Origin of the sequence: Devosia sp. (assembly GCF_039927955.1) — a bacterium.
Lineage (GTDB): Bacteria > Pseudomonadota > Alphaproteobacteria > Rhizobiales > Devosiaceae > Devosia.
The window spans coordinates 1-18,799 of sequence record NZ_JBDSUA010000006.1; the positions used below are offsets into that span (position 1 = coordinate 1).

An 18,799-nucleotide genomic window follows, 5' to 3' on the forward strand; every position below is an offset into this window, starting at 1 on the left:
GGTTCACCCGCCGATCCAAACGCGCCTCCAAAACACTTCAGATGCTCGACGTGACACTTGCCCTGTTCTTCAACCGAAATCTCAAACTGAGTCCAAAGTGAACAGTCCCCCACAAGGGGGAGGGTGAACCCTGTGGCTTTGGCTTGATTGTGCAGCAAACTGGATGTCACCCTCCCCCTTGTGGGGAGGGAAGGGAGGGGGTTTCTTCACTCCGCCTTGAGCTTGAAGCCCCGCATCCGCTGATAAAACGGCCGCGCCTGGTCGGCGATCGCCCGCAGATGCGCCGGCAATACCGGCTCTACCTCATCCGGCGGCGCAAACCCGGTGCTGTTAAAAATCGCGCCATACCAGTGTGGTGCCCACACGCCGTCACTTGGATGCTGACCTATGCGCCAGGCGAGCATCTCGGGATAAAAATCCAGCCCGAGCGCCACGCATAAGCCGCCCAGCGCCGTGGCCGGATTGCGGCGCACGTCCTCGGCTTCGATCACCGGCGGCGCTGTGCCCAGCCGGTCCGCCACCCGCTCGAACAGCGTGGCCTGCTCGGCAAAACCAATGTCGCGCAGCGTCACGCTTTCGCGCTTTTGCGCGTAGGAGGCGAGCACCCGCTCGGGGCTGCGCAGCAGGAACACATTGCTCACCCCATCCATCCAGCCGAGCGGAAATTGCGGTAGCATGTGGTGGGCCATGTGCTTCTGATACCAAACCTTTTTGGCGCCCGGCACCGGGCCCAGCATATCGGCCGCTACCTGCCCCGCGTCCTGCGGTTGCGACGCCAGCACCGCCTCCCGCATCGGATGCTCAAGCCCGGTGGCCTTGAGATAAGCCGCATAAAACGGCTCGTCGCTGACGGCGCAATCGGGGCGCGAACTGAAGGCGCGCATCATGGCGGTGGAGAGGTTTCGCGGCCCAGACCACATGGCAATCCGGCGGACGGGATCGGTCATGGCCGGAAAATCTCCTGGTCGATCAGGGCTCGATAAAGCCCCTGCAGCCGCAGCGTCATCTCGCCGGGGATCGGCCCCGGCCCGGTCAGCGGATGGCCCATTACCCGTCCATCGACTTCGCGCACCGCTGTCAGCCCGGCAAAGGTGCCGGTGACGAAGGCCTCGTCGGCGCCATAGACATCGGTCAATGAAAAGTTCTTCTGCCGCACGGTGATCCCCGCCGCTTCGGCGACGCGGATGATGTTGCCGCGGGTGATCCCGCCCAGGCAATAATCCCCGGTCGAGGTCCACACTTCGCCGCGCCGCACGATAAAGAAATGGGTCGAGTTACAGGTGGCGACAAAACCCTGCGGATCGAGCATCAGCGCCTCGTCCGCCCCCGCCTTGGCCGCCTGAATACAGGCCTGGATGCAGTTGAGCTTGGAGTGCGAATTAAGCTTTTGGTCCTGCATATCGGGCGCGGTACGCCGAATGGTCGAGGTGAACAGCGCTATGCCGTTCGGCTTGGGCGATGGCGCCTTGTATTCGGGGATAATGACGATCGTCGCAGGCCCGATGGTCACGCGCGGGTCCTGATAGGGTGTCGCCTTGATGCCGCGCGTCACCATCAGGCGGATATGGACGCCATCGGTCATGCCGTTGGCGCCAAGGCAATCGAAGATGCGTTTGACCAGCGCGTCGGGGCTCAGCCCGACTTCGAAATCCAGCGCCTTGGCGCCTTCATAGAGCCGCTCCAGATGCGCCCACAGGAATGGAATACCGCCCTGGTGCAGCCGCAGGCCTTCCCAGACGCCGTCGCCGAGCACGAAGCCCGAATCAAATACCGAGACCACCGCCTTGTCGCGCGGCAGCAGCGCATCGTTGACGGCGATCTGGATGGTCGCGTTACGCTTGTCGTCGGCATATTCGTGTACGCCATAGGCCATGAAATCACCCAAAATGAATGGCGCCAGTCTCATCACTCTTGATCGAACCGGGCAAGCCCACGATGGTGCGACAAACCGCTGGAGTGCACCGAATGCCCAAATCGATCGACGATCTTGAAACCCCCTGCGTCGTCATCGACATCGATCGCGTCGAAGCCAATCTCAAGCGCGGTCAGGCCAAGGCTGACGCTTTGGGCGTGGCCTTGCGGCCCCATATCAAGACCCACAAGATTCCGCGCTTTGCGCAATTGCAGGTCGGGCTGGGTGCTGTCGGCATTACCGTGCAAAAGCTCGGTGAAGCCGAGGTAATGGCCGATGCCGGGCTGACCGACATGCTGCTGACCTACAATATCGTTGGCGCCAAAAAGCTCGCCCGCCTGCGTGCCCTCAATGAGCGGGTAGTGCTCAAGGTGGTCGCCGACAGCCCCGACACGGTGATGGGTTATGCCCAGACCTTTGCCGATGCCAACAAGCCGCTGACGGTGCTGGTGGAATGCGATACCGGCCTTGGCCGTTGCGGGGTGCAGACGGCGGCGCAGGCTTTGGCGCTGGCGCGGCAGATCGTGATGTCGCCGGGCCTGGCCTTTGGCGGGTTGATGACCTATCCGGCCGCCGGCAAGATCGAACAATCCGACACGTGGCTGGCGACCGCGATCAATCTGCTGGATGACGCCGGGTTCGATTGCCCGGTGGTGACCGGGGGCAATACGCCGGACCTCTATCGGCTGGAAAAATCCGTGGTCACCGAAATCCGCCCCGGCACCTATATTTACAATGATCGCGGCCAGGTGTCGCTCGGCGCCGCGACCTGGGACGATTGCGCCCTGACGGTTTTGACCACCGTCGTTTCGCGCCCCACCGCCAACCGCATCGTCATCGATGCCGGCTCCAAATCGCTGACCAGCGACCTGTTCGGCCTCACCGGCTATGGCGTGGTGATGGGCGACACGACCATCGCGGTCAAATCGCTGTCGGAAGAGCACGGGGTAATCGAACTCGATGTGCCCAATGATCGCCCCCGCATCGGAGACCGCATCCGCATCATTCCCAACCACGCCTGCCCGGTGTCGAACCTGCATGATGAGGTGCATCTGATTGCCGGCCGCGACTGGCTGGAAAGCGTGCCGGTCGCGGCGCGTGGCAAGACGGTTTAAGGCTTACTTACGGCCCCAGACTTTCAGTTGTTTTCCCTCGGGCCTGAGCCGATGGCCGTTCAGAGCGGTCACCCTGTCGAGAGTGGTCCTCGGGTCAAGCCCGAGGGAAAGCGCAGATAGTGAGGTGGCGTGGAGGTAAGCAAGAGCGCTGCTAAAAGAAAAACTCAAACAGCAGTTTTATATTCAGCACGATGATGATGCTGGCGATAACCCAGGCCAGCACCGCCATCCACATCGGGATGACGAAGGCGCCCATCTTGTCCTTGTTGGTGACAAAGGTGATCAGCGGCACGATGGCAAACGGCAGTTGCATGGACAGGATCACCTGGCTCAGCACCAGCAGTTCCGAGGTGCCTTTTTCGCCATAGATCCAGGTGACGATCACCACCGGAATGACCGCAATGCCGCGGGTCAGCAGGCGGCGCGCCCAGTTCGGGATACGCAGCCGCAGGAAGCCTTCCATGATGATCTGGCCGGCCAGCGTCGCGGTCACCGTCGAGTTGACGCCCGAGGCCAGCAGCGCCACGGCGAACAGGGTCGAGGCGATGCCCAGCCCCAATAGCGGGGACAGCAGTTCGAACGCCTGGCCGATTTCGGCTACATCGGAATGGCCGGTTTCATGGAATGCGGCCGCGGCGACGATCAGGATGGCGGCATTGATGAACAGCGCCAGCATCAGGGCAACGGTGCTATCGGTCACCGCCCATTTGATGGCGTCGCGCTTGCCTTCGTCGGTGCGTTCATAGGCGCGGGTCTGCACGATTGAGGAGTGCAGATAGAGGTTATGCGGCATCACCGTGGCGCCAATGATGCCGATGGCGATGTAGAGCATGGCCGGATTGGTGACCACTTCGGTGGAAGGCAAAAAGCCCGCCATCACGGCAGCGATTGGGGGCGCCGCAGCTACGATCTGAATGCCAAAGCAGATGGCGATGATCGCCAACAGCGCGATGACGAAGGCTTCGAGGAAGCGGAAGCCCTTGTTCATCAGCAACAGCAGCAGGAAGGCGTCGAGCGCCGAAATCAGTGCCCCACCAATCAGCGGAATGCCGAACAGCAGGTTGAGCGCAATGGCGGTGCCGATGACTTCGGCCAGATCACAGGCGATGATCGCCGCTTCGCAGGCCAACCAGAGCATGAGGTTCACCGGCCGGGAATAATGGTCGCGGCAAGCCTGCGCCAGATCGCGCCCGGTGACGATGCCCAACCGCGCGGCCAGCGCCTGCAACAGGATGGCCATCAGGTTGGAGAGCAGGATGACGGTCAGCAGCGTATAGCCGAACTGCGCGCCACCAGCCAGATCAGTGGCCCAGTTGCCGGGATCCATATAGCCCACCGACACCATGAACCCTGGCCCGACAAAAGCCAGAAGCCGGCGGAACCAGACCCCGCCTTTGGGCACTTTGATGGAGGCGTGAACATCTTCCAGGCTGGGCCGGCGATCCTCTTCGGGGCCGGAAAATTTCCAATCGGTCCGGGCAGGCGGCGGTGCGACGAGGTCTGACATTGAGAATCCGGATCATTGGCAAAGGCGGGATGCACTCCAGCCAATAATGCAATTGCAAATCATTCGCAATAAGAAACTGGCAGACGTGATTTTTGCACCAACGCGGAACCACCCGAGCCGGTTCACATTGTGCGCTTCCGAACAATTGGTTTGAAGGCATCGTACCCATGCCAAAATTTCGGCATCTGATCGAATGGGAAGCGAGCGCGGATGAGCCGATCCAGATCGGCCGGTTCCGGGGCGAGACGGTTGCGACGCTGCGGTTTGAAATCGGCACCATGATCACCGTTAGCGTCAAGGGCCAGCGGATCGCCAGAATGTTTCGTGACGCCGCCAACGCCCGCTTGGCCGCCCAGCATCAGTTCGAGATTTTACAAAACAGCGGCCATCTGGAAAGCTCCCGGCGGACTGCCGTGGCCGTGACGCGCAAATCTGAAGATCGTCGCCGATCAGTTTGAGGGATCGCACGTGCCAATAAATTGACCGGCAATGTGATCGTGGTGTCGGCATCGAATGGCCCGCCGCGGCGTTGAGTGTTGAGATGACAGCCAGCAGCAAGCGTCGGCACTGGTCACTCAACTTAACCGAAAGCGGCGCATTTATGGGCAATAACAGAATCGTCGTTCTCGTGGTTGAAGACGAGGCCCTGCTGCGGCTGGGGATTGTTGATTACCTGGAAGATGCAGGCTTTACAGTTTTTGAAGCCGCCAATGCGACGCAGGCTGTGGAAATTCTCGTTCAAAATCCACAGATCGCCATCCTGTTTACCGACATCGATATGCCCGGCGGGATGGACGGCCTGATGCTTGCCGCAGCGGTTCGCGACCGCTGGCCACCGATACAGATCGTGGTGACGTCAGGGCACCGACGCGTTGATCAGGCCGACCTGCCGGCTCGAGCACAATTTCTGCCCAAGCCCTACAATCCCGCTGCCTTGGTCGCAAACCTTCGGGAATTGGCAGCGCATTAGCCGCCTGAACTGCTCGAATGAGGAAGCTGTGGATGAACCAATCCATGGCCTGGCGCATTAACGCGCTGTGAACCACCAGCGGCCGAGTTTGCCAACGGGGGCTCCTCAGCCGGAGCAAGTTAGTTGCCGTACAGTTTGATTGATATTGCGGTGGTGGAAAGCCATCGCCACCCGACATTGGCAAGCCGCACTGTCGGCACGGTTCGCGCCGTATTGAACGAAGAGCAGATCGACCGCGGCCAGAATCATGAATTGTCGATTTCAGTGTGGACGCCAACCGGTCCCGAGATGAGCGAACAGGACATTGAAATGGCCCTGCTGCTCAAGGCAGCCGACATTGTCGGCAGGGTCAAGGCGACGCTGGAGCGCAGCGACGCGGCGCAGGCCGAATGATCTGGCTTAGGCCTGCGGATTGTTGAGCATGGCGATAAAGTTGCGCTCAGCGTCGGTCAGCACTGGCCGGCGCACCGGGGTCGGTGGCGTCACGGCTACCTTTTCCACCGGCGCTTTGTAGCGATACGGCTGTCGCGTCGACGCGGCCAACTGACGCGCGGCCAGATCGCGACGCTGCTGTTCGTCCCTGACGAACCAGACCATGATCAGACCAACAACGATCCACAAACCCACAACTTGCAAAACCATGATCCGCACCTGCTTGCCTCGACAGGTCGGTGATAGCTAACAAAACCTTAAATGCCCAATGCAAGCCGTCGTTAAACTTAATCGGTGGGGTTTTACCGATTGGTCGCCACCGCGAGCTGCAGGCCACGATTGAGCGCGACCAGATTGGCCCGCACCAGGTTTTCGGCGGCGCGCGTCACTGCCTTGCGATCATCGGTCTGGCTCAGCGACAGCGGAGCGCCGAATGCCACGGTGACGTCCTTGACACCGCCGCCAAGGATTTCGACGACATTCTGCTTGAGCGATCTGGATTTGACCCAGGCGATCAACGAGCGCTCGTTGCGCCCCACCGGCAGGCCCTGCAGCCGCGTATAGGCAATGGTCAGCGGCTGGATCAGCACATCGGTAGCGCCCGCTTCGATCATGGCGTGCTGCGCCGCGCCCACCAGCGCCGAGCGGAACGGCAGTACGTGGGTGCCGATGTCGGACTGGCCTTCGGCAAACAGCAATACGGCATTGCCGCCCGCCATATGCGCGCCCATCTCGGTCGAGGTGCGCTTGGCATCGGTCTTGCGGGTGCGATCGACGAAAATGGTCTTTTGCAGCCGCGCCATCATGCCGACGAAGAACCAGTCACCCACTTCGCGCTTGGCCACGAAAGTCACATCGGCCACCGAGCCGATGGCGATGATGTCAGTCCACGAAATATGGTTGGAAACCAGCAGCGTGGCCCGCCCGGTGGCCGGCTGGCCGATGACAGTGACCCGCAGGCCCAGGAATACGCAACCGACCTTGTGGAAAAATCGCGGCAGCACATTCCAGAATGGCAGTTTCAGCGCATTGACCAGCGCCTGCAATGGAATGACCACGATCATGACAGGAATGAAGACAAAGACAAAAAACAGCACGCGAAAAATCACTTGGCGTCGTCTCCCGTCTTGCCCTCCAGCGGAACCGCGTAAAGTTCCAGCCGATGGTCCACCAGCCGATAGCCCAGCTTGCGGGCGATCACTTCCTGGATTGCCTCGATTTCTTCATTGCGAAACTCGATGACCTTGCCACTACGGATGTCGATCAGGTGATCGTGGTGCTCATCAGGGATCAGTTCGAACCGGGCGCGACCGTCCTTGAAATCGTGCTTGGTGACGAGGCCAGCTTCCTCGAACAGGTTGACCGTACGATAGACGGTGGACAGCGAGATCTTGTTGTCGATGGCCGAGGCGCGCCGATACAATTCTTCGACATCGGGGTGGTCGGCGCTATTTTCGATCACCTGCGCAATAATGCGGCGCTGGTCGGTCATCCGCATGCCGCGATGGGCACAGGCCTCTTCCAGCGTCAGCTCGGTCTGGTTCTTGCTCACCGCCGCCCTCCTGGTGATCTAAGAGATGTTTTGAAAAGTCGCTCTGGGGTGTCAGCTGGCGTGGTTTTCGAGAACCGGAGCGCAGCGTACGTTTTGTACGTGAGCACCGGAAGCGCAGAAAATCGCGTCAGATGGCCGCTAGAGTAGAGTTTCCCAACCGTCTCTGAGACTGAGTTAATCAAGATCGCGCGCCATGACAAGCGCGGTCGCAGCGCTGCCGTCGGCCTTGGGATAATAGCCCTTGCGGGTGCCGACCTGGGCAAAGCCTTCGCGGGTATAGAGCTTGACCGCCGCGGCGTTAAGCTCGTCCACTTCCAAAAACATGCGGCGAACAGGGCTCATCATCAAATCCGCAAAAGTTGCCCGCAGCAGCGCCGTGCCGATCCGCTTGCTGCGCCATTTGGTATCGACCGCGATGGTCAACAGCTCGGCCTCGTCGCCGCCGATGCGGATCATGGCAAAGCCCGCCACCCGCCGTTTGGCATCGCAGGCGATATAGGTGGGCGTGGCGTCTTCGGCCAGAAACGAGGCAAACTCCTCGCGCGGCCAGCCACGATAAAAGCCCTGCTGGTGCAACCGCGCCAGATCTTCGGCATCGCTGCTGCGGGCAGGCTCGATATGCAGCCCGGCCGGGGCCATCCAGAGCTTCATCATTGATGGGTTCTTTCGATCCGCGCGGCCGTTTGCGGCTTGGCGTCGGCCTCCCGCACATAGGCAGCCTCGGGCATGTGTGCAACTGGATCGGCGGTCGCGCCGTATCGGGCCACGAGGCCGATATCGACGAACGGGCTTTCAATCGGCGCACCGGACCGGATCGTGGCGCGGGCCGTTTCCATGGGCAGGATTTGCGCCGCATCGAGCGGCACCCCCGGCGCCGAAAAATTCTGCATATAGGCTTCGCCGCGCCGCGCATCGAGCAGCACTGAAACCGCCGCTGGCGCAGCGAGCGAAATTGCCAACAGGCTCGGCACCCCAATCACCGGGATGGCCCGCGCCAGCCCGATACCACGTGCCGCCGAAAGCCCGATGCGCAGGCCGGTAAACGAGCCGGGTCCCGTGGTTACCGCCACCCGTTGCAGATCGGCATAACCGACGCCATTGCGCTCCAGCAGCTGCGCAATCCGCCCGAAGATCAGCTCGGCGTGGCCAGTGGCAATATCATCGACGCTGGTGTCGACGCGCCCGTCAGCCAGCAGCAATCCCAGTTGCAGGCGGGGGGCAGCGGTATCGATGGCGAGCACGATGGTCATGGCTCGGGTCTAGCGGCGCTTGGCCGCCCCGTCCAGCCTTGACGCTCCCCTTCCTGCCAGCGACTTTGCCGCATGCACATTGATTCGCCGCGAGCGCCCCGTTCATGACCTGGCTGGCCGAGACCGCCATGCTGTCCCATGGCTGGCGGCGCTTCCTGCTGCTGCTGGTCGCCGGAGCATTGGCTGCAACGTCGATCGCACCATGGTTCATCCTGCCAGCAATCTTTGTCACCTTCCCGATCTGGGTGTGGTGCCTGGATGGCGCCGAACACCGGCGCGGCGTGCAGCGCCTGTTCGGCCCGGCCTTTACCATCGGCTTTGCCTTCGGGCTGGGCTATTTCACCGTCTCGTTCCACTGGCTGGCCGATGCCTTCTTCGTCGATGGCGGAATGATACTGGTGCTGATGCCGTTTGCCATCGTCGCCCTGGCGGCGCTGATCGCGTTGTTCTGGGGGCTCGCCAGTGCGCTGGCGCATCTGTTCTGGTCCAACGGCGCCTGGCGCGTGGTGACGCTGGCGACGTTCCTCACCATCGCCGAATGGGCACGCGGACATGTGCTGAGCGGCTTTCCATTCGACCTTCTGGGTTATGCGCTAACGCCAACTGACGAAATGCTGCAACTTGCGTCGGTCACGGGTATCTATGGGTTAACGTTTTTGGCCGCTTTGTTAGCGCTGACGCCGGCCCTGATCTGGCCCGCCGACCAGCGCAACCTCACTCGGCGGCTGTTCCCGTTTTTCCTCAGTCTGGCCGTGCTCGCCGGCCAGTTGGGCTATGGTCACACCCGCCTCGTTGGCACCACCGTCACCCCCCGCACCGACGTCAAAATGCGGCTGGTGCAGCCGCTGATCTACGAACATGCCGATTGGGGCAAGGTCGATCCAGTCGCCATCGTCGACAAGCTGCTGACGCTATCGGAAATGCAGACATCGCCCACTGACAAGGGCCTTGCGGGGGTAACCCAGGTGGTGTGGCCCGAATCGTCACTGCCGTTTTTCCTGCCGCAATATCCGGAGGCGCTGGCGCGCATCGCCCGCATGCTGCCTGACAAAGTGGTGCTGCTGGCCGGCGCGCCGCGGCAGGACTACGAGCCAAACGGCGCGGTGACCACCCATGCGCCGTACAATTCACTGCTGGCGATCAATTCCGATGGCGAAATTTTCGACAGCTACGACAAATCCCATCTGGTGCCGTTTGGCGAGTTCCTGCCGTTCCAGGAGTTCTTCAGCAAGCTCGGCATCAAGCAGTTCGTGCCGGGCGCCGATGGCTGGGCCCATGGCGACGCGCGCCGCCGGCTGATGAGCCTGCCTGATACGCCGCCGTTCCTGGCCCTGATCTGCTACGAAATCCTGTTTTCAGGCGATCTGGGCGAGACCGAGCAGGCGCAGTTCCTGCTCAACATCACCAATGATGCCTGGTTCGATGATTCCATCGGCCCGGCCCAGCATGCCCAGCACGCCAAGGTGCGTGCCGTCGAAGAAGGCATGAGCCTGATCCGCGCCGCCAATTCGGGGATCACCATGCTGGTTGATCCATTAGGCCGCGTCACGGCGCAGTTGGCCCCCAAGGAAATGAACGTGCTCGACGTCGTTCCCGACCAGAAGCTGCCGCGGACGCTGTTCGCGCAGTATCGCTACTGGCCGCTACTGATTGCGTTATTGATCGGGCTGCTGGTCAGCGTCGCCGTAACACGCGGCGGCAAAAGACGCCGCCGCTAGGGTCGATTTTTGTTTTCTGCCTGCAAACGCCGCATAAAGGTTTCCTTATATCCACTTGACCATAGTGTGGCGCGGTGTCACAAACCGCACCTAAGAGCTCGATTTTGAGCGTTTTTTGCATTTTTGGGGGCCGGCTTGGCACGTTCGTCTTACCTCTTCACCTCGGAATCGGTCGCTGAAGGCCATCCGGACAAGGTCTGCGACCGCATCTCCGACGAGGTGGTGGATCTGGTATTCCGCGAAGCCAAGAAGACCGGCATGGACCCATCGCGGGTCCGCATCGCCTGCGAAACGCTGGCGACCACCAACCGCGTCGTCATCGCCGGCGAAGTCCGGGTTCCGGAAACGCTGCTGAAGAAGGGCAAGGATGGCAAGGTCCTGCTCGATGCTGCCGGCAATCCGGTGATCAATCCCTCCAAGTTCAAGGCGATCGCCCGCAAGGCAATCCGCACCATTGGCTATGAACAGTCGGGTTTCCACTGGAAGACCGCCAAGATCGACGTGCTGCTGCATGGCCAGTCGGCCGATATCGCGCAGGGCGTGGACGAAGGCGGCAACAAGGACGTCGGCGCTGGTGACCAGGGTATCATGTTCGGCTATGCCAGCCGCGAAACCCCTGAATTGATGCCGGCGCCGATCTACTACGCCCACAAGATTTTGAGCGTTCTGACCGATGCCCGCAAGGAAGGCACCGGTCCGGCCAAGGTTCTCGGCCCCGATGCCAAGAGCCAGGTCACCGTGCGCTATGAAGATGGCAAGCCGGTCGGCGTGACCCAGATCGTGCTGTCGACCCAGCACCTGGATGCCAGCCTGACCTCGGCCGACGTGCGCAAGATCGTCGAACCCTATATCCGCCAGGCCCTGCCTGAAGGCTGGATTTCCAAGGATACCGTCTGGCACGTCAACCCGACCGGCAAGTTTGTCGTCGGCGGTCCGGATGGCGATGCGGGCCTCACCGGCCGCAAGATCATCGTTGACACCTATGGTGGCGCTGCCCCGCATGGTGGCGGCGCGTTTTCGGGCAAGGACCCCACCAAGGTTGACCGTTCGGCAGCCTATGCCGCACGCTATCTGGCCAAGAATGTGGTTGCCGCCGGCCTCGCCGATCGCGCCACGATCCAGCTCAGCTACGCCATTGGCGTGGCGCAGCCGCTGTCGATTTATGTCGATCTGCACGGCACCGGCAAGGTGAGCGAAGAAGTGGTGGAAGGAGCGCTGGCCAAGGTCATGGACCTGACCCCGCATGGTATCCGCACCAAGCTTGACCTCAACAAGGCGATCTACGCCAAGACCTCGTCCTATGGCCATTTCGGCCGCAAGCCGGGCCGTGACGGTTCGTTCTCCTGGGAAAAGACCGATCTGGTCGATGCCCTGAAGGCTGCTGTGAAGTAATTCGGCAACCCGCCCTCGTGGTTCGAGGTTCGTAAGAACTCGCGCCTCACCATGAGGGCTACTCTAAGTATGGCGCTTCCAACAGCCCTCATGGTGCGGTGGGAGCGCAGCGACCCTCGAACCACGAGGGCGTGGCACAATGGAGCCACACGATGAGCGACCACCAGCTTCCCAAAACCCTTGATGGCAGCCCGCGCGCGTTTTTTGGCCGCCGCTCCGGCAAGCGGCTGCATGACGGGCAGCAGGCGATCTATGATGCGACGCTGCCCGACCTGAAAATTCATCTCGAGGAACAGGTTTTTGACCCGCAAAAACGGTTTCCAAACGCGACCAGGCTATCGCTGGAGATCGGCTATGGCGGGGGCGAGCATTTGGCGCTGGAAGCCAGCCGCAATCCAGACACCGGTTACATCGGGTGCGAAGTGTTCACCGGCGGCATCGGCAAGATGGTGCAGTCGATCAACGAGCAGCAACTCAAGAACATCGCGCTGTTTACCGACGATGCGTTCAAGCTGCTGGTGACGCTGCCTGATGCGTCACTGGATGAAGTGTTTTTGCTCTATCCCGATCCGTGGCCCAAAACCCGCCACCACAAGCGCCGGTTTGTGTCGCCGACGACGCTGAAAGAACTGGCGCGCGTCATTCGCCCGGGCGGCACCTTCTATTTTGCCAGCGACATCGAGGATTATGCCAATTCGACGCTGGCGCACATCCTGCGCGAACCGGAATTCCGGTTTGAAGCCGGGGCGCCAGGAAGCTGGCATCAGCCGTATCCGGGCTGGGTTTCAACCCGCTATGAAACCAAGGCCCGCCGTGAGGGACGGTTGATCAGCTTTTATTTCAGCTTCACCCGGCGATAAGTGCGCCGCCTTGCGCGGGGCACGGTTCGGCGCTATATAGGCGTCAACATCTCAGCAAGTTTGCAGAGTGGGCGCCTCCCGGCCCCGCTCTTTTTTATTACCCAAGGAACCATGAGCTTCGACCTCAAGGAAAAGCGCTACATCAAGGAAACCGGGCTGGAAGCACGGATTTCCGCCATCGTCGAGCCAGTTGCCAATGGGCTCGGCTATGCGCTGGTGCGCATCAAGATCACCCAGGAAAACGGCTGCACGCTGCAGATCATGGCGGAAGACGCCAATGGCAATTTCGGCATCACCGATTGCGAAAAGCTGAGCAAGGACGTTTCTCCGGCCCTCGATGTCGAAGACCCGATCGAGCGCGAATACCATCTGGAAGTGTCCTCCCCCGGCATTGACCGGCCATTGGTGCGGGCGCGCGATTTCATCGCCTATATCGGCCATGAGGCCAAGGTGGAACTGGCCGATATGCTTGATGGCCGCCGGCGCTTCCGTGGTCCGATCGTGGCGGCGGACGCTGACAGCGTCACCATCCGCATCGCCGAAGTGCCCGCGGGCACCGATCCCGATTTCAAGCTGCCGCTTGCCATGCTGGCCGACGCCAAGCTGCTGATGACCGATGCGCTGATGGATATGGCGCGGACGGCCCAGCAAGAGAACAATCCGCTCGATGACGACGAGATCGAGACCGAAGACGACGATCTGGATGAGGACTTCGATGACGAAGACGATCTGGACGACGATGACACCGACGACGATATTTCCGAGGAGATACACTGATGGCCGTTAGCGCGAACCGACTTGAGCTGCTGCAGATCGCAGACGCCGTTGCCCGCGAAAAATCGATCGACCGCATGGTGGTGATCGAAGCCATGCAGGACGCCATCGAAAAGGCTGCCAAGGCCCGCTACGGCGCCGAAACCGAAATCAAGGCGGAAATCAATCCGCGCTCGGGCGAACTGCGCCTGTGGCGACTGCTGGAAATCGTCGAGGTCGTGGAAGAACACGCCCGCCAGGTTTCGCTCAAGGACGCGCTGCCCAAGAACCCGACCGCCAAGATTGGCGACTTCTTGACGGAGCCGCTGCCACCGATCGAATTCGGCCGTATCGCGGCGCAGTCGGCCAAGCAGGTGATCGTGCAGAAGGTGCGCGATGCCGAACGCGAGCGCATGTATGACGAATACTTCAACCGCATCGGCGAAATCGTCAACGGTTCGGTCAAGCGCGTCGAATATGGCAACGTCATCGTCGATCTGGGTCGTGGCGAAGCCATCATCCGCCGCGACGAATTGATCCCGCGCGAAATGTTCCGCTATGGCGACCGCGTCCGCGCTTACGTTTACGACGTGCGCCGCGAACAGCGCGGGCCGCAGATTTTCCTCTCCCGCACCCATCCGCAGTTCATGGCCAAGCTGTTCATGCAGGAAGTGCCGGAAATCTACGATGGCATCATCACCATCCGCTCGATTGCCCGCGATCCGGGTTCGCGCGCCAAGATCGCCGTGACCTCGTCCGACTCGTCCATCGATCCAGTGGGCGCCTGCGTTGGTATGCGCGGTTCACGCGTGCAGGCCGTGGTTGGCGAATTGCAGGGCGAAAAGATCGACATCATTCCGTGGACCGACAACATCGCCGACCTCGTCGTGTCTGCCCTGCAGCCGGCTGACGTTGCCAAGGTGGTTCTGGACGAACAGGCCGAACGCATCGAAGTGGTGGTGCCGGACGAGCAGCTGTCGCTGGCTATCGGCCGTCGCGGCCAGAACGTGCGCCTGGCGTCGCAGCTGATCGGCTGGGATATCGATATCCTGACCGAGCAGGAAGAAAGCGAACGCCGCCAGAAGGAATTCACCGAGCGCTCGGCGCTGTTCATCCAGGCCCTTGACGTTGACGAGATGGTTGCCCAGCTATTGGCGTCCGAGGGCTTCTCGACTGTCGAGGAACTGGCCTATATCGAACTGAACGAAATCGCTTCGATCGAAGGCTTTGACGAAGAGACCGCGTCGGAAATTCAGAATCGCGCCATCGACTATCTGGCGGCCATCGACAAGGCCCATGATGATGCGCGCAAGAAGCTGGGCGTTGCCGACGAGCTTTATGACATTGCCGGCCTGAACGCTGCCATGCTGGTGGCCCTGGGCAAGGAAGACATCAAGACCATCGAAGACTTCGCCGGTTGCGCGGCCGACGATCTGGTGGGCTGGTCCGAACGCAAGGACGGCGAAACCAAGCGCTTCGACGGCACCTTCAAGGACTTCCCGGTATCGCGCGAAGAAGCTGAAGACATGATCCTGCAGGCCCGCGTATCGGCCGGCTGGATCACCGCCGATGAAGCCGCCGTTGCCGAAGGCGACGCGGTCGAAGAGGAAGCGGTCTAAGAGGCCCGGCGGGAGGGTCCGCAATGGCCCGGCCCGAGCCAACGACGCGGATGTGCGCGCTGACGCGGGAAGAAAAGCCCGTGGCCGAGCTCATCCGCTTCGTGGTCAGCCCCGACGGGGAGATCGTGCCCGATACCGATGCCAAGGCCGAAGGCCGCGGCGTCTGGATCACGCTCAACCGATCTTCGGTGGAGCAGGCCGTCAAGAAGAAGGCTTTTGCCAAAAGCCTCAAGACTGACGTCAAGGTGCCCGACGATCTCGCCGGGCTCACCCAGTTGCGGCTGGAACAGCGGTTCCTGTCGGCGCTGGCAATGTGCCGGAAGGCCGGGCAGCTGATATCAGGCGCCACCAAGGTGCGCTCGGCATTGGCCACCGGCGATCTGATCGCCCTGCTGACGGCAGACGATGCCTCGGCCGACGGACGCAGCAAGATGGTGGGGCCGCTCAAGGCCCTCCATTATGCGGCCGAGGAAGAGGGAAACGACGGGTTTGAGGTGCCGCATTTCGAATTGCTCAGTTCAGAGCAATTGGGTTTGGCACTTGGGCTCGAAAATGTGATACATGCTGCGCTCACGAAGGGGGCAGCAGCCCGCTCGGCAGTGGAAAAGGCCCGCAGACTGGCCCTTTTCATCGCTACACCAGGTCAAAATGACAGCGGCCGCGATGCGGTTGACGCTGAAATTTTGTCGAATGCTACGGAGTAGAATCGAAATGGCGATGTAACTGCCCGATCGATTTTTCGACACACCAAGACAAGAGACGCGATTTACATGGCTGATAACGACGACACGCGCACCGAAGATACCTCCAGCGCTGGCGGCAAGAAGACGCTTACTTTGAAGGGTGGGCCGGGCCTCGGCAACCGCCCGGGCATGTCGCGCCCACAGTCACGCACGGTCGTCGTGGAAAAGCGTACGCGCCGCGTGCCAACTCCGGGCGCCCCGAGCGGTGTGCCAGTGCAGTCCCAGCGCCCGGCTGAAACGCGCCCCCAGGGAGCGCCGGTTTCCGCGCAGCGCCCACCGCAGTCTGCACGCCCAGTCCAGCAGCAGCGTCCCGCCATCGGGCTATCGGCTGCCGAAGCTGAAGCACGCCGCAATGTGCTGCGCGATGCCGGCGCCCGTCAGGTCGAAGAGCGTGAGCGCTTCGCCACCGAAGAGGCCCGCCGCATCGAAGACGATGCGCGCCGTCGTCAGGTCCGCGAAGAAGCGGCCCGCCAGGAAGAAGAACGCCGCCAGGCCAGCGAAGTCGTCGAAGCCCCGGTTGCCGAAGTTGCACCGGCGGCAGCGCCCGCCGAGGCCGAGCCGGCAGCACCAATTGCTGTCGCCTCGGAGCCAGCTGGAGCGGCGGAACCAGCACCGTCGCGTCAGGCGGGTCCGTCCAGCGTGCGCGTGGTTGCCGGCCGTCCTGGCCAGCCGCCGCGCCCGACCCGTCCGGCCGGCGATCGTCCCAATCCCAATGCCCGTCCGGAAAGCGAACGTGGCGCTGGCGCTGCATTGCGCACCCCGGCTGGCGCCACTGCGCGCCCGGCTGGCACGGCAACGCGTCCACCCGGCGAACGCCGTCCGGCTGGCGCCGGCATGGCCCCGATCGGCAATGTGCCGCCAGCGGGCCCCAATGAAGCCGATGGCCGCAAGGTCCGCACCGGCTCGCCCTCCGCTCGTCCAACGACAGAAGCCGAGATCGAAAATGCCCGCCGCGCCTCGCGTGCGACACCGGAACGTCCGGTGCGCCGCGCTGGCGAAGATGCCAATGCGCGTGGCCGCCTGACGGTGACCAATGCTGGCGTCGAAGGTGACCGCGACAAGGGGCCATCGCTGGCCGCCATGCGTCGTCGCCGCGACAAGAAGATGGGCCGCAACCAGCAGTCCGCGCCCAAGCTCAGCCGTGAAGTCATCATCCCGGAAGCGATTACCGTTCAGGAACTCGCCAACCGCATGGCCGAGCGTTCGGTTGTGGTCATCAAGATGCTGATGGCACAGGGCACCATGGCAACGATCAACGACGTGATCGACAGCGATACCGCCGAACTGATCGCGAGCGAACTGGGCCATACGGTCAAGCGCGTGTCCGATGCCGACGTGGAAGAAGGTCTCTACGACATTGTCGCTGACGACAAGGCTGAGGATCTGACCAACCGTGCGCCGGTGGTGACCATCATGGGCCACGTCGATCACGGCAAGACCTCGCTGCTCGATGCGATCCGCGAAGCCAATGTGGTGTCGGGCGAAGCCGGTGGCATTACCCAGCATATCGGCGCCTATCAGGTGGAAAAGAACGGGGCAAAAGTCACGTTCCTCGACACCCCCGGCCACGAAGCGTTCACTGCCATGCGTGCCCGTGGCGCGCAGGCGACCGACATCGCCGTGCTGGTGGTGGCCGCCGATGACGGCGTCATGCCCCAGACCATCGAGTCGATCAAACACGCCAAGGCGGCCGGTGTGCCGATCATCGTGGCGATCAACAAGATGGACAAGCCATCGGCCAACCCGACCCGCGTTCGCACCGAGCTGCTGCAGCACGAAGTGTTCGTGGAATCGATGGGTGGCGACGTGCTCGATGTGGAAGTGTCGGCGCTGACCAAGGCGGGTCTCGACAAACTGCTCGAAACCATCCTGCTGCAGGCCGAAGTGCTCGAACTCAAGGTGGCCCGTGACGGGCGCGCCGAGGGTCTGGTCATCGAAGCCAAGCTGGATCGCGGCCGCGGTGCGGTGGCGACCATGCTGGTGCAGCGCGGCACCCTGGCCATCGGCGATATCGTCGTGGCCGGCACCGAGTTTGCCCGCGTTCGTGCGCTGATCAACGACAAGGGCGATCAGGTCAAGGATGCCGGTCCTTCGGTTCCAGTGGAAGTTCTGGGCTTTACCGGCGTGCCAAATGCCGGCGACCGCTTCTCGGTGGTCGAGAACGAAGCCCGGGCGCGTGAAATCACCGAATACCGTCAGCGCGCCATCCGCGAAAAGACCGCGGGCGGCGGCGCCACCAGCCTTGAGCAGATGATGAATCAGCTCAAGGTGGCCGGCATTGCCAAGTTCCCACTGATCATCAAGGGCGATGTGCAGGGATCGGTCGAAGCCATCACGTCATCGCTCAACAAGCTGTCGACCGACGAGGTCTCGGCGCAGTTGCTGATGTCGGCGGTGGGTGGGATCACCGAAAGCGACGTGACGCTGGCGACGGCATCCAATGCCATCATCATTGGCTTCAATGTGCGTGCCAACAAGCAGGCCACCGATCTGGCGACCCGCGAAGGCATCGAAATCCGCTATTACAACATCATTTACGACCTCGTGGATGACGTGAAGGCGGCCATGTCGGGCTTGCTCAAGCCAGAACGCCGCGAAACCTTCATCGGCAATGCCTCGATCCTGGAAGTGTTCAACATTTCCAAGGTCGGCAAGGTCGCGGGTTGCCGCGTTACCGAAGGCATCGTGGAACGTGGCGCCGGCGTGCGTCTGATCCGCGACAACGTCGTGGTTCACGAGGGCAAGCTGTCGACGCTCAAGCGCTTCAAGGACGAAGTCAAGGAAGTCCAGACCGGCCAGGAATGCGGCATGGCCTTCGAGAAGTACGAAGACATGCGCGTTGGCGACGTCATCGAATGCTTCCGCGTCGAAACCATCCAGCGCACGCTCTGAGTGCGCCAGACCTGATCGACAAAAGGGCGCCCACGGGCGCCTTTTTATTGTCCGCAGTCGCCGCAATTAACTCTGCCATGTGAC

19 protein-coding genes are annotated in these 18,799 nt (G+C 61.8%); 11 read left to right on the plus strand and 8 right to left on the minus strand.

Features of this window, described 5'->3' with window-relative positions; translation table 11 throughout:
* Nucleotides 1-206 precede the first annotated feature (206 nt).
* Nucleotides 207-947 (minus strand): hypothetical protein, encoded by a 741-nt coding sequence (locus tag ABIT12_RS03225; protein ID WP_348046004.1) that lies wholly within the window; start codon nt 945-947, stop codon nt 207-209.
* Complete coding sequence (locus ABIT12_RS03230; RefSeq protein ID WP_348046006.1) at nt 944-1,906, minus strand: aminotransferase class IV; 963 nt, start codon at nt 1,904-1,906, stop codon at nt 944-946. Before ABIT12_RS03230 ends, ABIT12_RS03225 begins: the two co-directional genes overlap by 4 nt.
* Before the next feature lie 59 nt (nt 1,907-1,965).
* Between ABIT12_RS03230 and ABIT12_RS03235 the strand changes: the two genes are divergently transcribed.
* Entirely contained in the window at nt 1,966-3,027 is a 1,062-nt protein-coding gene (locus ABIT12_RS03235; protein ID WP_407065578.1) for a D-TA family PLP-dependent enzyme, read from the plus strand.
* A gap of 151 nt (nt 3,028-3,178) precedes the next feature.
* On the opposite strand, the gene ABIT12_RS03240 is transcribed toward ABIT12_RS03235, so the two are convergent.
* A complete protein-coding gene (locus ABIT12_RS03240; protein ID WP_348046008.1) occupies nt 3,179-4,534 on the minus strand; it encodes an Nramp family divalent metal transporter in 1,356 nt (451 codons plus the stop codon).
* Between the two features lie 167 nt (nt 4,535-4,701).
* Here ABIT12_RS03240 and ABIT12_RS03245 point away from each other — a divergent pair, with 167 nt between their 5' ends.
* From ABIT12_RS03245 to ABIT12_RS03255, 3 genes are all read left to right on the plus strand, one after another.
* Complete coding sequence (locus ABIT12_RS03245; protein WP_348046010.1) at nt 4,702-4,992, plus strand: hypothetical protein; 291 nt, start codon at nt 4,702-4,704, stop codon at nt 4,990-4,992.
* Nucleotides 4,993-5,135: 143 nt separating this feature from the next.
* Nucleotides 5,136-5,504 (plus strand): response regulator, encoded by a 369-nt coding sequence (locus tag ABIT12_RS03250; protein ID WP_348046134.1) that lies wholly within the window; start codon nt 5,136-5,138, stop codon nt 5,502-5,504.
* Nucleotides 5,505-5,627: 123 nt separating this feature from the next.
* Nucleotides 5,628-5,897: a hypothetical protein gene (locus tag ABIT12_RS03255; RefSeq protein WP_348046012.1), complete on the plus strand. Its 270-nt coding sequence runs from the start codon at nt 5,628-5,630 to the stop codon at nt 5,895-5,897.
* 6 nt (nt 5,898-5,903) lie between these two features.
* On the opposite strand, the gene ABIT12_RS03260 is transcribed toward ABIT12_RS03255, so the two are convergent.
* The 5 genes from ABIT12_RS03260 to tsaB all read right to left on the minus strand — a co-directional run bounded on the left by ABIT12_RS03260 (nt 5,904) and on the right by tsaB (nt 8,738).
* Entirely contained in the window at nt 5,904-6,146 is a 243-nt protein-coding gene (locus tag ABIT12_RS03260; RefSeq protein WP_348046014.1) for a hypothetical protein, read from the minus strand.
* A gap of 92 nt (nt 6,147-6,238) precedes the next feature.
* A complete protein-coding gene (locus ABIT12_RS03265; RefSeq protein ID WP_348063284.1) occupies nt 6,239-7,045 on the minus strand; it encodes a lysophospholipid acyltransferase family protein in 807 nt (268 codons plus the stop codon).
* Nucleotides 7,042-7,434 (minus strand): Fur family transcriptional regulator, encoded by a 393-nt coding sequence (locus ABIT12_RS03270; RefSeq protein ID WP_348046136.1) that lies wholly within the window; start codon nt 7,432-7,434, stop codon nt 7,042-7,044. Before ABIT12_RS03270 ends, ABIT12_RS03265 begins: the two co-directional genes overlap by 4 nt.
* A gap of 228 nt (nt 7,435-7,662) precedes the next feature.
* Nucleotides 7,663-8,142, minus strand: a complete 480-nt coding sequence (gene rimI / locus ABIT12_RS03275) for a ribosomal protein S18-alanine N-acetyltransferase (RefSeq protein WP_348046018.1) — start codon at nt 8,140-8,142, stop codon at nt 7,663-7,665.
* Nucleotides 8,139-8,738, minus strand: a complete 600-nt coding sequence (gene tsaB / locus ABIT12_RS03280) for a tRNA (adenosine(37)-N6)-threonylcarbamoyltransferase complex dimerization subunit type 1 TsaB (RefSeq protein WP_348046020.1) — start codon at nt 8,736-8,738, stop codon at nt 8,139-8,141. The genes rimI and tsaB overlap by 4 nt, the downstream gene beginning before the upstream one ends.
* Nucleotides 8,739-8,842: 104 nt before the next feature.
* Between tsaB and lnt the strand changes: the two genes are divergently transcribed.
* From lnt to infB, 7 genes are all read left to right on the plus strand, one after another.
* On the plus strand, nt 8,843-10,456 hold the full coding sequence (lnt, locus tag ABIT12_RS03285) for an apolipoprotein N-acyltransferase (protein WP_348046022.1): 1,614 nt from the start codon (nt 8,843-8,845) through the stop codon (nt 10,454-10,456).
* A 135-nt stretch (nt 10,457-10,591) separates the two neighbouring features.
* Nucleotides 10,592-11,848 carry a methionine adenosyltransferase gene (gene metK / locus ABIT12_RS03290; protein ID WP_348046024.1) on the plus strand — a complete coding sequence of 419 codons (1,257 nt, stop codon included), beginning with the start codon at nt 10,592-10,594 and terminating at the stop codon, nt 11,846-11,848.
* A gap of 152 nt (nt 11,849-12,000) precedes the next feature.
* Nucleotides 12,001-12,708: a tRNA (guanosine(46)-N7)-methyltransferase TrmB gene (trmB, locus tag ABIT12_RS03295; RefSeq protein ID WP_348046026.1), complete on the plus strand. Its 708-nt coding sequence runs from the start codon at nt 12,001-12,003 to the stop codon at nt 12,706-12,708.
* Between the two features lie 111 nt (nt 12,709-12,819).
* On the plus strand, nt 12,820-13,485 hold the full coding sequence (gene rimP / locus ABIT12_RS03300) for a ribosome maturation factor RimP (RefSeq protein WP_348046029.1): 666 nt from the start codon (nt 12,820-12,822) through the stop codon (nt 13,483-13,485).
* Nucleotides 13,485-15,080, plus strand: coding sequence for a transcription termination factor NusA (gene nusA, locus ABIT12_RS03305; protein ID WP_348046031.1), 1,596 nt, complete (start codon nt 13,485-13,487; stop codon nt 15,078-15,080). Before rimP ends, nusA begins: the two co-directional genes overlap by 1 nt.
* Before the next feature lie 23 nt (nt 15,081-15,103).
* A complete protein-coding gene (locus tag ABIT12_RS03310; RefSeq protein WP_348046033.1) occupies nt 15,104-15,784 on the plus strand; it encodes an RNA-binding protein in 681 nt (226 codons plus the stop codon).
* A 66-nt stretch (nt 15,785-15,850) separates the two neighbouring features.
* Nucleotides 15,851-18,715 (plus strand): translation initiation factor IF-2, encoded by a 2,865-nt coding sequence (gene infB, locus ABIT12_RS03315; protein WP_348046035.1) that lies wholly within the window; start codon nt 15,851-15,853, stop codon nt 18,713-18,715.
* Nucleotides 18,716-18,799: the final 84 nt, after the last annotated feature.

Excerpts from the sequence above, each read along its gene's own strand:
- ABIT12_RS03310 (WP_348046033.1), top strand. The coding sequence starts at position 15,104 with ATGGCCCGGCCCGAGCCAACGACGCGGATGTGCGCGCTGACGCGGGAA.
- trmB (WP_348046026.1), top strand. The coding sequence starts at position 12,001 with ATGAGCGACCACCAGCTTCCCAAAACCCTTGATGGCAGCCCGCGCGCG.
- ABIT12_RS03245 (WP_348046010.1), top strand. The coding sequence starts at position 4,702 with ATGCCAAAATTTCGGCATCTGATCGAATGGGAAGCGAGCGCGGATGAG.
- lnt (WP_348046022.1), top strand. The coding sequence starts at position 8,843 with ATGACCTGGCTGGCCGAGACCGCCATGCTGTCCCATGGCTGGCGGCGC.
- ABIT12_RS03240 (WP_348046008.1), bottom strand. The coding sequence starts at position 4,534 with ATGTCAGACCTCGTCGCACCGCCGCCTGCCCGGACCGATTGGAAATTT.
- ABIT12_RS03250 (WP_348046134.1), top strand. The coding sequence starts at position 5,136 with ATGGGCAATAACAGAATCGTCGTTCTCGTGGTTGAAGACGAGGCCCTG.
- ABIT12_RS03270 (WP_348046136.1), bottom strand. The coding sequence starts at position 7,434 with ATGCGGATGACCGACCAGCGCCGCATTATTGCGCAGGTGATCGAAAAT.
- ABIT12_RS03235 (WP_407065578.1), top strand. The coding sequence starts at position 1,966 with ATGCCCAAATCGATCGACGATCTTGAAACCCCCTGCGTCGTCATCGAC.
- rimP (WP_348046029.1), top strand. The coding sequence starts at position 12,820 with ATGAGCTTCGACCTCAAGGAAAAGCGCTACATCAAGGAAACCGGGCTG.
- ABIT12_RS03225 (WP_348046004.1), bottom strand. The coding sequence starts at position 947 with ATGACCGATCCCGTCCGCCGGATTGCCATGTGGTCTGGGCCGCGAAAC.
- tsaB (WP_348046020.1), bottom strand. The coding sequence starts at position 8,738 with ATGACCATCGTGCTCGCCATCGATACCGCTGCCCCCCGCCTGCAACTG.
- ABIT12_RS03260 (WP_348046014.1), bottom strand. The coding sequence starts at position 6,146 with ATGGTTTTGCAAGTTGTGGGTTTGTGGATCGTTGTTGGTCTGATCATG.
- ABIT12_RS03230 (WP_348046006.1), bottom strand. The coding sequence starts at position 1,906 with ATGAGACTGGCGCCATTCATTTTGGGTGATTTCATGGCCTATGGCGTA.
- nusA (WP_348046031.1), top strand. The coding sequence starts at position 13,485 with ATGGCCGTTAGCGCGAACCGACTTGAGCTGCTGCAGATCGCAGACGCC.
- infB (WP_348046035.1), top strand. The coding sequence starts at position 15,851 with ATGGCTGATAACGACGACACGCGCACCGAAGATACCTCCAGCGCTGGC.
- rimI (WP_348046018.1), bottom strand. The coding sequence starts at position 8,142 with ATGATGAAGCTCTGGATGGCCCCGGCCGGGCTGCATATCGAGCCTGCC.